This is a genomic window from Nitrosomonas communis, from assembly GCF_001007935.1.
Taxonomy (GTDB): domain Bacteria; phylum Pseudomonadota; class Gammaproteobacteria; order Burkholderiales; family Nitrosomonadaceae; genus Nitrosomonas; species Nitrosomonas communis.
In genome coordinates, this window is record NZ_CP011451.1 from 1,963,314 (window position 1) to 1,976,220 (window position 12,907).

At 48.5% G+C, this 12,907-nt stretch carries 9 protein-coding genes; 7 read left to right on the forward strand and 2 right to left on the reverse strand.

Annotation, left to right across the window (positions count from 1 at the left end; all coding sequences use genetic code 11):
- The first annotated feature begins 3 nt into the window (after positions 1-3).
- From treZ to AAW31_RS08960, 5 genes are all read left to right on the forward strand, one after another.
- The gene (gene treZ / locus AAW31_RS08940; protein WP_046849981.1) at positions 4-1,863 is read left to right on the forward strand and encodes a malto-oligosyltrehalose trehalohydrolase; all 1,860 of its coding nucleotides are present in this window, start codon (positions 4-6) and stop codon (positions 1,861-1,863) included.
- Positions 1,856-6,991, forward strand: a complete 5,136-nt coding sequence (locus AAW31_RS08945; protein ID WP_046849982.1) for a malto-oligosyltrehalose synthase — start codon at positions 1,856-1,858, stop codon at positions 6,989-6,991. Before treZ ends, AAW31_RS08945 begins: the two co-directional genes overlap by 8 nt.
- A gap of 186 nt (positions 6,992-7,177) precedes the next feature.
- Entirely contained in the window at positions 7,178-7,774 is a 597-nt protein-coding gene (locus tag AAW31_RS08950; protein WP_046849983.1) for a TetR/AcrR family transcriptional regulator, read from the forward strand.
- Positions 7,775-7,839: 65 nt separating this feature from the next.
- The gene (locus AAW31_RS08955; protein WP_046849984.1) at positions 7,840-8,115 is read left to right on the forward strand and encodes a DUF4242 domain-containing protein; all 276 of its coding nucleotides are present in this window, start codon (positions 7,840-7,842) and stop codon (positions 8,113-8,115) included.
- A gap of 45 nt (positions 8,116-8,160) precedes the next feature.
- Positions 8,161-9,921 carry a tetratricopeptide repeat protein gene (locus AAW31_RS08960; protein WP_046851639.1) on the forward strand — a complete coding sequence of 587 codons (1,761 nt, stop codon included), beginning with the start codon at positions 8,161-8,163 and terminating at the stop codon, positions 9,919-9,921.
- 385 nt (positions 9,922-10,306) lie between these two features.
- On the opposite strand, the gene AAW31_RS08965 is transcribed toward AAW31_RS08960, so the two are convergent.
- Positions 10,307-10,894, reverse strand: a complete 588-nt coding sequence (locus AAW31_RS08965) for a uracil-DNA glycosylase family protein (protein WP_046849985.1) — start codon at positions 10,892-10,894, stop codon at positions 10,307-10,309.
- A 168-nt stretch (positions 10,895-11,062) separates the two neighbouring features.
- Positions 11,063-11,212: a hypothetical protein gene (locus AAW31_RS21295; protein WP_158441461.1), complete on the reverse strand. Its 150-nt coding sequence runs from the start codon at positions 11,210-11,212 to the stop codon at positions 11,063-11,065.
- A 102-nt stretch (positions 11,213-11,314) separates the two neighbouring features.
- Between AAW31_RS21295 and AAW31_RS08970 the strand changes: the two genes are divergently transcribed.
- Both AAW31_RS08970 and AAW31_RS08975 read left to right on the forward strand, forming a co-directional pair.
- Entirely contained in the window at positions 11,315-11,494 is a 180-nt protein-coding gene (locus AAW31_RS08970; RefSeq protein WP_046849986.1) for a hypothetical protein, read from the forward strand.
- A gap of 51 nt (positions 11,495-11,545) precedes the next feature.
- Complete coding sequence (locus tag AAW31_RS08975) at positions 11,546-12,664, forward strand: tellurite resistance/C4-dicarboxylate transporter family protein (RefSeq protein WP_046849987.1); 1,119 nt, start codon at positions 11,546-11,548, stop codon at positions 12,662-12,664.
- Positions 12,665-12,907: the final 243 nt, after the last annotated feature.

Consider the following 12,907-nt stretch of genomic DNA (forward strand, 5'->3'; position numbering starts at 1 on the left):
AGCATGAAACGACAACACTGCATGCCTTTCGGTGCTGAATTTACTCAAGAAGGTAAGGTACGCTTTCGTCTATGGGCACCCGCAGCACGTCAGCTCATGCTGTTTATTGATGATCGAGCGCCGGTGTCCTTGCAAGCACAAGGGAATGGATGGTATGAGTGGATAAGCGAGCATGCGCATGCGGGCAGCCGTTATTATTATCAAATTGATAATGGATTATATGTACCTGATCCCGCGTCACGCTATAATCCTGATGATGTACATGGAGCAAGCCAGATAATTGATCCCGCTGCTTTCGAGTGGCAAGATGAGATGTGGTCTGGCCGGCCTTGGCAAGAGGCCGTGATTTATGAAATTCATGTCGGTACTTTTACACCAGAGGGTACTTTTGCAGCGCTCGAGCAAAAACTTGACTATCTGGCGGATCTGGGCGTGACCGCCATCGAATTAATGCCCGTTGCTGATTTTCCTGGTCAATGCAATTGGGGTTATGACGGTACCTTACTGTTCGCACCGGATAAGGTATATGGCACGCCTGACGATCTCAAACGCCTGATCCAGAGCGCTCATCGCCGCCATTTGATGGTGCTGCTCGATGTCGTTTACAATCACTTCGGGCCGGAGGGCAATTATTTGCATGTGTATGCGCCTCAATTTTTCACCGTGCGGCATCATACGCCCTGGGGGGCAGCCATTAACTATGATAGTGAAGGTTGCCGTGTTGTGCGCGATTTCTACATTCACAATGTGCTGTATTGGTTGGAGGAATACCATTTTGATGGTCTGCGCCTCGATGCAGTGCACACGATTGCCGATGACAGTCAACCCGATATTCTGGAAGAGCTGGCACAGACGGTACGCGCAACATTCAGTGCACGCGCAACATTCGGTGCAAAGCGTCATATCCATCTCATTTTGGAAAATGATCACAATGCCGCTCATTACCTTACACGTAGACCGAATGGACAAGCTATCCACTATGATGCGCAATGGAATGACGATGTGCATCATGCCTACCATGTGCTGTTGACGCATGAGCACGATGGATATTATGCCGATTATGCAGACGCACCTATCCGTCATTTGGGACGCTGCCTGACAGAAGGGTTTGCCTATCAAGGCGAAATTTCTGCGTATCGCCATGGTGAATCACGGGGTGAACCCAGCGTATACCTGCCTCCCTCGGCCTTTGTTGCCTTTCTACAAAATCATGATCAGATTGGTAATCGTGCGTTCGGCGAACGCCTGGCCACACTGGCTGCACCTGAAGCATTACGTGCTGCTACAATCCTGTTCCTGTTGTCGCCCTCGGTACCTTTATTGTTCATGGGTGAGGAATGGGGCGCACGAGAGCCTTTTCTCTTTTTTTGTGGATTCAGCGGGGAACTGGCTCAAGCAGTGACCATTGGACGACGCAAGGAATTTACCCGTTTTGAACGTTTTCACGATTTGGTTGCGTGTGAAGCGATCCCCGATCCGTGCGCAGCATCCACCTTTGAGCGGGCAAAACTGAATTGGCAGGCACAGCATCATCCACCGCACCATGAATGGCTTGCCTTATATCAAGAACTGCTGGCTTTGCGGCAACGCGTCATTGTTCCGCGCTTAAGCCTCTTGCGTGGTGGTGGGTTTGAGGTGTTGACATCACACGCACTGCGTGCCAATTGGCAGCTTGACGATGAGACAGGGATCTCAGTATATGCCAATTTGGGAGCAACGCCTGCTCGCTTGACTGCCTCGCCACAAGGCAAATTATTTTACGGTAGCAGGGCAGATGTTGATGGCCAGCTGTCGTCTGGCAACCTCTCTGCATTTACCGTAGGCTGGTATTTAAAGGAAAGTGATAGGGAAGACTATGGATGAGCTTGAAAAAGAATCTGAATTACTGGCCCATTTAAGCGAGCTAGCCGGAATCTTGCCTGCCTATACCGATAATTGGCAGAAACGCCATATCACTACTCCTGCCACTCAGCGTATGCTACTGACTGCCATGGGATTTGATGTCTCCACGCCGGAAAAAATTATTACAGCCATTGAAGAGCGTGAGTTACGTCCTTGGCGGCGCGCACTTGAACCCGTATCAGTGCTACGAGACCAACCGCCTTGGGTGCGTTTGGTCGTACAAGATGCCTGTGCTGGAGTAGAGTGGGGGTGGCGCCTGGAGCGCGAGGATGGTCGTAATCAGCATGGTCAGTTCCGTCCCCAAACGCTAGCAAAAATTGAAACCAAAAATATTGAAGGGGTTGGTTATACGGCCTGGCGGTTAGTGTTACCTGAACATCTTCCTCCAGGTTATCACCGCTTAAGCCTATCATATGCAGAAAAGCAATTGGGAGAACAATTACTGATTGTGCCTCCTGCTACGTGTTATCAGCCTGAGGCAATTGCCAATTCTGGCCGCATCTGGGGACCAGCGGTACAATTGTATACAATACGATCCGAGCGTAACTGGGGAATAGGTGACTTTACGGATCTACGGTTATTGCTGGAGCAATGGGCTGCACAAGGTGCGGATGTGATCGGCATTAACCCGCTGCACGCCTTGTTTCCGCATAATCCAGAACATGCCAGTCCCTATAGCCCATCCAGTCGTTTATTCGTTAATATTCTTTATCTTGATGTAGAGGCTATTGCTGATTTTCACGAATGCGAGGCAGCACGTGCTTTAGTCCATACTCCTGAATTTCAGATACGGCTGGAAGGATTACGCGCAACCGATCTGGTCGATTACACTGGTGTTGCTGCACTCAAGCTCCCCATGCTGGAAATGTTGTACCATTATTTCTGTGAGCAGCATTTAGCGAACGGTAGTGAGCGTGCCACCGCATTTCGAGCCTTCCAAGCGCGTGAGGGGGATAGACTATACCGCCATACCCTGTTTGAGGCATTGCAAGAGCATTTCCATAACCAAGATCCCGCTATATGGGGTTGGCCGGTATGGCCGGAACCCTATCGCTATGCGGAATCGGCAGAGGTGCGTGAATTTGAAAGTCAAAATCGGGAGCGCATCGAGTTTTTCACCTACCTGCAATGGCAAGCTGATTTACAACTGGGTGCCGCAGGAGCGCGCTCGCTTGAATTGGAGCTTGGAGTAGGCCTCTATCTTGATCTTGCGATCTCCGTGGACAATGGTGGAGCAGAGGCCTGGTTCAATCAAACACTTTATGCCATTGGTGTAGGGGTTGGCGCGCCGCCGGAACTCCACAATCAACTCGGCCAGGACTGGGGGCTGCCGCCCTTTGTACCAGATCGGTTGCGTGAGGCAGCTTATGCACCTTTCATTGCGACATTGCAGCATAACATGCGGCATGCCGGCGCTTTACGCCTTGATCATGTCATGGGATTAATGCGCCAATACTGGGTGCCTGCTGGGGTTCCCCCCACCGAAGGGGCGTATGTACGCTATCCTTTTGCCGATTTGCTCGGCATTCTGGCGCTGGAAAGTCAGCGTAACCAATGTTTGGTTGTCGGCGAAGATCTCGGCACCGTCCCGGAAGAAGTGCGTACTGCCTTATCGCCTATGAATGTGCTCTCCTACCGATTACTGCTACTGGAAAAAGAAGCGGATGGTAGTTTCGTCGCACCCATGAATTATCCCGCGCAAGCACTTGCGGCAGTTTCCACGCATGATTTACCCACCCTGCCGGGCTTTTGGCAGGGGCGGGATATCATCCAACGCACCCAATTACAGCTGTTCAGTTCTGAAGAAGCTCGTCGCAGCGCAGTGGTTACACGCGCCCAGGAACGTGCTTATCTTTTCCTGATGCTGGAAGAAGCCGGATTGTTACCAGAAGACGCGACAGTTAATCCGCTGTCACTTTCTATTGCGACACCGGAATTTATCCAGGCGGTCTATACCTATCTAGCTCAAGGTCCAGCCAGGATAATGATGGTACAGCTCGAAGATATCCTGGAGGTGTTGGACCAAATCAATATTCCTTCTACTACTACGCAACATCCCAATTGGCGACGTAAATTACCTCTTCAACTTGAAGCCTGGGGGGCTGACCGCAGGGTGCTCGCGCTGGCTGCAGCAATGCGGCAGGAACGCCCTCATATCCGTCCTGCCCCGATATTGAAACGGCGCTTACGTATTCCGCTTGCGACTTACCGTCTTCAGCTCAACCGTAATTTCACCTTTTCCCAAGCGGCGCAACTGGTGCCCTATCTCGCAATGCTGGGCATCAGTCATGTCTATTGTTCTCCTTATCTCAAAGCACGCCCCGGCAGTAGCCATGGCTACGATATCGTGGATCACAACGCACTGAATCCGGAAATTGGCACCAAGGAAGAATTTGAAGCTTTTTGTACCGCTTTGCATGCGCATGGCATGAGGCAAGTCCTCGATCTGGTGCCTAATCACATGGGGATAATGGGGTCGGACAACCAATGGTGGCTGGATGTGCTGGAAAGTGGTCCGGCCTCGTTCTATGCCTCTTTTTTTGATATCGACTGGCAACCCCTCAAAGAAGAACTACGCGGCAAGGTGCTATTGCCTATTCTGGGACGCTCATATGGCGATACGCTAGAAAGTGGTGAAATAAAACTTAGCTTTGACGAGGAATGTGGTAGCTTCAGCGTGTGGTATTACCAGCACCGCCTGCCTGTCGCTCCGCGTGAATATCCCCGGCTGTTGCGGCATCGCCTGCCCTTGCTCGAAGCGCAATTACGGCCAGATAGCCTGGATTTGCAGGAAATCGCCAGCCTGATTACGGCTTTCGACAATTTGCCACCACAGGAGGCTACGACACCCGATAAGATCCTAGAACGACACCGCGACCAGGAGTTGTTCAAACGTCGACTGGCAACATTGGTCAGTATCTCTACGCCTATCAAGCAGATGGTACTGGATACGGTCAACGACTACAATGGTAATATGGGCGATTTCGAATCATTTACACTCTTGCATGAATTGCTCGAAGCACAGCCATGGCGTCTTGCTAACTGGCGTGTTGCTTCCGATGAAATCAACTATCGCCGTTTTTTTGACATCAATGACCTGGCTGGCTTACGTATGGAAGACAGTTATGTGTTTGATGCAACCCATCAGTTAGCGCTGGAATTGATTGCCGATGGCAAGGTGGATGGCTTGCGCATTGATCATCCAGATGGATTATATGATCCACTGCAGTATTTTCAGCGATTGCAGGACCATGTCGCTCTGCGATCGTTAGCAGTTGAAGGTGAAAAAGCCGTTTATATCGTAGTCGAAAAAATTCTGGCTGATCATGAACCATTGCGTGAAGATTGGGCTATTCATGGTACTACCGGCTATGACTTTTGCAATCTGGTCAACGGGCTGTTTGTAGATCTCCGAGCTAAAACAATGCTGGAGCGCGCTTACCGTCTGTTTACTCATACATGGCCTGATTTCGAAAAACTCGTCTACCGCAGCAAGCATAAGATCATGACACATGCTATGGCGAGTGAATTGAACGTCATGGCAGGACAATTGAGCCGTATTTGCGAATTACGCCCCCATACACGTGATTTTACCACTAACAGCCTGCGCAATGCCCTTGCTGAAGTGATCGCCCGACTTCCGGTCTATCGGACGTATGTGCGCGACGGGCAGGCTACAATGTTGGACCGCCGCTATGTGGAATGGGCGGTAGCGCAAGCGAAGAAATTCACACAAGTGCTGGATACCAGTATTTTTGATTTTCTCAGCTCCGTTCTCCTGCTGGATGCAGCGACTGACAAAGACCCATCTTATGTCGCTGCTATTACTGCATTTGCCATGAAGTTTCAGCAGCTTTCCAGCCCGGTGATGGCAAAAGGATATGAAGATACTGCATTCTATCTATACCATCGCCTGGTTTCGCTTAATGAGGTAGGCGGTGATCCACGTATTTTCGGTCATTCTGTCAAGGCATTTCATGCTGAGAACGCTAAAAGGCTGGAACGTTGGCCTTATTCCATGCTCAATACTTCCACCCATGATAACAAGCGTAGCGAAGATGTGCGTGCCCGCATCAATGTATTATCAGAAATACCAAGTCAATGGCTGGAGCAAGTGCGGCGATGGCAGCATCTCAACAAAAGCAAAAAGCTGCTGATCGATCGTGAGGAGATTCCGAGTGCTAATGATGAATATTTGCTTTACCAAACATTGATTGGGATTTGGCCATTTGGAGAGTTGACTGAAGCTGAGCACGAAACTTTGCTAGCACGCATTGAAGCTTATATGCTCAAGGCAGTGCGTGAAGCAAAAGAGTATACTAGCTGGATTAATCCTAATACGTCTTATGAGGATGGCCTATCAGCTTTTATCAGGAAGATAATGGATCTGTCGAAAAAAAATACTTTCCTGGCTGATTTTCTTCCTTTCCAGCAGCGTGTGGCTTACTGGGGGATGTTTAATTCACTCTCGCAAACCCTGCTCAAATTGACTTCACCAGGGGTGCCAGACATTTATCAGGGTAATGAGTTATGGGATTTAAGTCTGGTCGATCCAGACAATCGCCGACCTGTGGATTACGTCCAACGCCAACATCTGCTAAAAGAACTGGAAGCCTTTGAGACTGTGCCTCAAGATGCACTGGCCAAGCAAGTCCGACAGTTGCTTGATCACATTACGGATGGTCGTGCTAAGTTATTTTTAACCTGGCGATTGCTGCATAGCCGCAAACAATGGCCATGTGTTTTCCAGAATGGTGCATATATACCCCTCACAACGACAGGGTCGCGCAAGGATCACCTGTGCGCTTTTGCTCGCCATGCCGATGACATTATGCTGATAGTGGTGGCTCCACGCTGGTTTTCCCGACTCATGCCTACAGCATCTGAACAGGTTCCTCTGAGCAATACTATGTGGAGTGCAACAACAGTGGAAGTGCCCATTCTTACCGCCGGAGCGCAGGGTGTGAATGTATTGACTGGGGAAACCGTGACAGTGGCTCAAACAAATGGCCTACCCGAGCTATTCGCTTCTGCGTTATTCACATCATTTCCGGTGGCGCTATTACAATTTCGGCCTCCAGAAGATTGAATAAAGGCTTCCCAATTTTATACCATCTGTCTCGTAAAGCTTCCGCTAATTATGCGATTTCCTTGGCTGATATTGCTGGATTCTTTATTTCTATCAATTTCTTTGAATTTTACGACAAACCCATTAAGTGCAAACAAACTTTATTTTCTCTTGACATATTAATACGACCGGTCATATTATAAATATATGCGTAAAGTGACGAAAAAAGAGCTCAAGCGAGAAAATTTGTTAAATCAGGGGGTAGCCATGCTCATGGGGCATGGCTATCATGGCACGGGGTTACAAGAAATCCTTGATGCGGCAAATATTCCTAAAGGTTCTTTTTATAATTACTTTGGCAGCAAAGAAAATTTTGGTGCGGAAGTCATTCAGCATTATGTTGAGCCCTTTATTGCGCAATTAGCGGCACATTTACAACAATCCGAGATTGACGCGTTGAGCGAGATACGGCGTTATTTTGATGAACTCATCATAGAACTTGAAAAAAATGAGTTTAAAGGCGGTTGTCTACTGGGTAATTTGATGGGGGAAATAGGCGATACCAGTGAAATTTGCCGGAAATCTCTTCAGTCTGCCGTTGGACGTTATCGTGATTTATTGCAATCTGGGCTGGCTAAAGCGCAGCAGCAAGGCACGGTAAGATCAGACAAATCGGCTGAAGAGATGGCGGATTTACTTATAAATACTTGGCAGGGAGCTTTACTGAGGATGAAAATAGAAAAATCATCTGCTCCAGTTAAGCAATGCTGCAAAGATCTGTTGGAAGGTTTTTTCAAACCATAATTTTTTTTGTGACAAAATAAGACGACCGGTCATATATTAAATATTTATTTTATAGGAGATAAAAAATGCCGAAATATATTATCGAACGTGACATTCCTGGCGCTGGCGCTCTTACGCCACAGGAACTTCAGGCTATTTCTCAGAAATCCTGCAGCATTCTGAACAAGATGGGCCCACAAATTCAATGGCTGGAAAGCTACGTAACGGACAATAAAGTCTATTGCATCTACATCGCGCCTGACGAAGCTACCATCAGAGCACATGCTGATCAGGGCGAGTTTCCCGCGAACCGTATTTCTCGAATCAAAGCCGTGATTGATCCGACCACTGCCGAGAATTAATTCCAAAGAGCACAGAAAAAACTTATTAAGGAGGAGATCATGTTCATGCAACGCCATGCCATCAATCTAATAATAATGGGTCTGACCTTAACCGCTGTCGGTGTCTCTGGTGCATTCGCAGAGGCTGGCGAAGCGGTTTCGGCCACAAACCGTGCAGCTGCCATAAAATCTAGCGCGGGTCACAAGCATGATGTGCAATCCGGCATGATGGCTAAGTCAGGTCCGGATGATCAGCGTGCGCCAAGCTTGCTGAATCTGGGTTCTCACACATTTCCGGTGAGTACGCGCAATAAATTAGCGCAACAGTACATTGACCAGGGACTTAATCTTGCCTATGGATTCAACCATGCGGAAGCACATCGCGCCTTCCAGAAAGCGGCGCAGCTCGATCCCGCGCTCGCCATGGCTTATTGGGGCCAGGCACTGGTGCTGGGTCCCAATATCAATGCGCCGATGAATCCAAAAGATGAAGCACCGGCGCTGGAACTCATCCAGAAGGCTGTAGCAAGCAAGGCAGCAGCATCAGCGCGGGAACGGGCGCTTATCGAAGCGCTCGAAAAACGCTATACAGGAAAGCCTGAGCAGCGAGCAGCAAATGACAAAGCCTATGCGGATGCGATGCGGGAAGTGCATCAACGTTTTTCGGACGATGATGATATTGCAACGCTTTATATCGAATCGATGATGAACATCCATCCATGGGATTATTGGATGCGTGATGGTTATTCACAAAAAGGGATGACTGTAATCGTTACACTCACTGAGGAAGTGATACGGCGCAATCCGCAGCATCCAGGTGCGCTGCATATGTATATCCACCTCATCGAGCCGACAAGTACGCCGGAACGGGCAGAAAAGGCGGCCGATACGCTGCTGACGCTGATGCCCGCCGCGGGGCACATGATACATATGTCTTCACACATCTATCTGCGCGTGGGCCGGTATGCCGATGCGATGAAAAGCAATCAACTGGCCATCGCTGCGGATGAGAATTATATCGCGCAGAGTCGCGCGCAGGGAATTTATCCGATGGTCTATTATCCGCATAACATCCATTTCCTGTCGTTTGCTGCAACGATGGATGGGCAAAGCAGAATTGCGATCGAATCGGCCCGGGAAGCAGCTAGCAGAATAGACGATGCTATACTAAAAGATTTGCCACTGACAGCACTATTCCGTATGCAACCATACTGGGCACTGGCAAGATTCGGACGCTGGCAGGAGATCCTTGCCGAGCCTGCGCCGCCATCCACTAACGCATTTTTGAAAGGAAGCTGGCATTATGTACGCGGTCTCGCATTTGTCGCCACAGGACAATTGCAACAAGCCGGGCAAGAGCTGGAGACGCTGCGCGAGATTATGCATGATCCATCGCTGGATGGCCCGCTGCTATCGAAAAATACCCCGCGCACCATCTTGCGCGCTGCACCCGAAGTGCTCGCCGGTGAAATTGCCGCTGCGCGCGGTCAATTCGATCAAGCCATCGCGCACCTTGAACGGGCGGTACATTTTGAAGATGCCCTGGTGTACACGGAACCATTGGAATTCCATTTTCCGCCAAGGCTGGCGCTGGGTGCTGTTTTACTGGAATCAGGGCGTCCGGACGAGGCGGAAACAGTGTATTGGGATGACCTGAGGAGAAATCGCAACAATGGCTGGGCACTTTACGGACTGATGCAGGCGCTGTGCGCGCAGAAGAAAGACGATCAGGCAGCGCTCATCGAAACACGTTTCAAAAAGGCTTGGGCACGTGCCGATGTGGAGCTCAGCGCATCCCGCTTCGGACGTCAGGCGGTAACGAGGTAAAACCTATGCACATTTCCAATCCTTTTACCTTGTAGCGCCTCCTTTTGGGGTAGCTAATTAATTTTGCCTTCATCAGATCTGACCAGATTATCTCTAAATTAGTTATTCCAACAAAACGCTTTCTCAACCGCAAAACTGCGAATTAAGCAGTTGCTAACCACTAGCCAATTGAAACTGTTTCCAAAACGGGTCCACAAAAGCGCCCGAAGGAGTTTCGGTTAAGCAACCGTTCAGCGGGGTAATTTCATTTATCAATCAAACCTGAATTTGTCAGCTTCTCTTTGCCGTATTATTTGTACTGTCTGAGGCTCGCCTTCGCGTCATGTCTGATTTAGAAATGGAATAAGCTATCACGAAGCCGGAGTCAGTTTTCTTAATGAAAGAGTTAACCGTCACGTTTGAGTACCTCTGCTACCCGGGCTTGAAGAACAGGAATAAGTTCCTGCTCGAACCACGGATTGCGCTTGAACCACAGATTGTTGCGTGGACTTGGATGAGGCAGGGGAACAATATCAGGCCAGTCTTTCCGCCATGCGCGAACAGTCTCGGTTAACGATGCACCTGTATTTGGCAGGTGATAAGCCTGTGCATATTGTCCTAATACCAGCGTCAGTTTGAGGTTTTGTAAGTGTGACAGCAATGCTGCTCGCCACTTTAACGCACATTCGGGCCGGGGAGGTAGATCGCCTGATTTACCTGTGCCAGGAAAGCAGAAACCCATAGGCAGGATAGCTACCTGCCTGACATCATAAAATATCTCGCGCGAGACACCCAACCAAGCACGTAATCGATCACCGCTTGGATCATTGAACGGAATACCTGTTTCATGAACCTTCCTGCCTGGCGCTTGGCTTGCCAGCAGAATACGGGCTGACTCATGTATCTGGAAAACCGGACGTGGACCGAGCGGTAAGTGTTCGGCGCAAAGAGTGCAGGCATGCGCTTCATTAATCAGTGATATAAGGGAAGTCATGCAATATGAGCTAGGAATAATGGAGCTATCACCGTTTTTTCTATTATTATAAAATATTGCCCATACGCAAAATTGCTCAAGTGAATGAACAAAAAAGTATAGCTGGGCTCACAGTCCTGATGCTTTCGTCCAGCCGCGATAGACCCACAGCACAAAATACTCAGCATATTATTTTGCTAAAGAGAAAAGATGATCAGTTTTATCGAATAAAGATGATGATACATGTCCAACTTCTAATTCCATTTCTAAATCAGAAGCGACTTGGTCGGCTTCACTTTGCCGTATGATGGATACTATCTGCGGTTCGCTTTGCATCATGTTTGATTTATAAATGGATAATGATTTAACAATATGCGCGTAAAAATTTTTTTATCAAATAGAGTCTAACTATTAGAATCTAATTCTGTGCAGGAATTCATAATGAAGCAAAAGCAGATATTGAGAGCGGTTATTCCCCTGTTGCTACTGCCGTTGTTATCCGGTTGCTGGACTTTGGTCGCGGCGGGCGCGGGTGCTTATGGGGGATATAAAATGAAAGAGAATGGCTATACTTTACAAAACCCGATTACTAAAGAAAAGGGTAAGAAATCAAGTCAATAAGATATTAGATCTTGCCACGGTCAAGCAGATCGCGATTAGGTGGGCGCATTCATGAAACGGTGCAGTTCTATCATCCTCGACGGCATAAGAAATTTTCACCCGTCCTATTTTGCCATGGTGATGGCGACCGGCATCGTGTCGATTGCATTTGAAGCGATGGCTTTTACCGGTATTGCGAGAGCACTGTTTGCACTGAATCTGGTTTTTTATCTGATTTTGTGCACTATTCTAACCATACGTATAGTGCTTTTCCTACCAGATGTGCTGACAGATCTCAGGACTTTACGGCGTGCCGTGCCTTTTTTAACGTTTGTGGTTGGCACCAATACCATCGGTATGCAGCTTGTTACCTTTCATCAAGCGACAGAATTAGCCATGTGGTTATGGTTGGTCGCACTGATTGGTTGGGTCGTATGCCTCTATTTCATTCTTCTTGGTTTTATCCTGATGCGAGGGAAACCGTTGCATGAAATCGTAAATGGCGCAACCTTACTGATTGTCGTCAGCACAGTATCAGTATCCCTGCTAGGCGTTCGTCTTCTGGAGGCAGCGGGTAGCCATGCGGGCTATGCTTATTTTATGGCAGGGAGTGTCTGGGTACTGGCGTTTGTCTTTTATTTGATGATTGTGACGTTGCTAATTTACCGATTGTTTTTCCAACGATTTGAACCTGCCGAATGGGACGCCCCTTACTGGATTTGCATGGGAGCCACAGCCATCATTACCCTGGGAGGCGCCGAGTTTGTCTTGCGCATGCCAGGCTTATCAGCCTGGCAAGGCATCTGGTTGGTTATTTTGTGGATCACGGTGTTTGCCTGGATGATCGGAACAATGTGGATTCCTTATCTACTGGTCATGGATATCCTGAAATTCACTCGTGTGAACATCGCAGATTCAGCACCGCTATGGATAAAAACTTTTCCATGGGCCAGACTCGCATTTGGCGGACAATGTCACGTCTACGATCCCCCCTGCTGGAGCAGAGTTTTTCCCATGGGGATGTATACCGCCAGCACCCTCTCTCTGGTAAAAGTGACCAGCTTTGGCTCATTGGCGATTATTTCGCAATACTGGGGCTGGTTTGCACTGCTCATCTGGTCGCTGACATTGATAGGCATGCTGCGTACTGTTTTCGCTGCCATTAACCTTGTGACGATTTCTACACGTTGAGATGAATTCATGTAATCTAATAGTTTGGCTTGCAGATGAGCAGAGTATTTTCGTCATTATTGCATTCCGCTAACTCCATTTCTAAATCAAACCTGACATTATCAGCTTCCCATTGTCCTATTATTTATATTATTACGGCTCGTTTTCACGTCATGTTTATTTAGCATCGGGAGAGTGCAATAAGTGAACGCATTGCACCGGCTATGTTTCACTCGGCGCACTAGCAATGGTGTGCTGCACGGG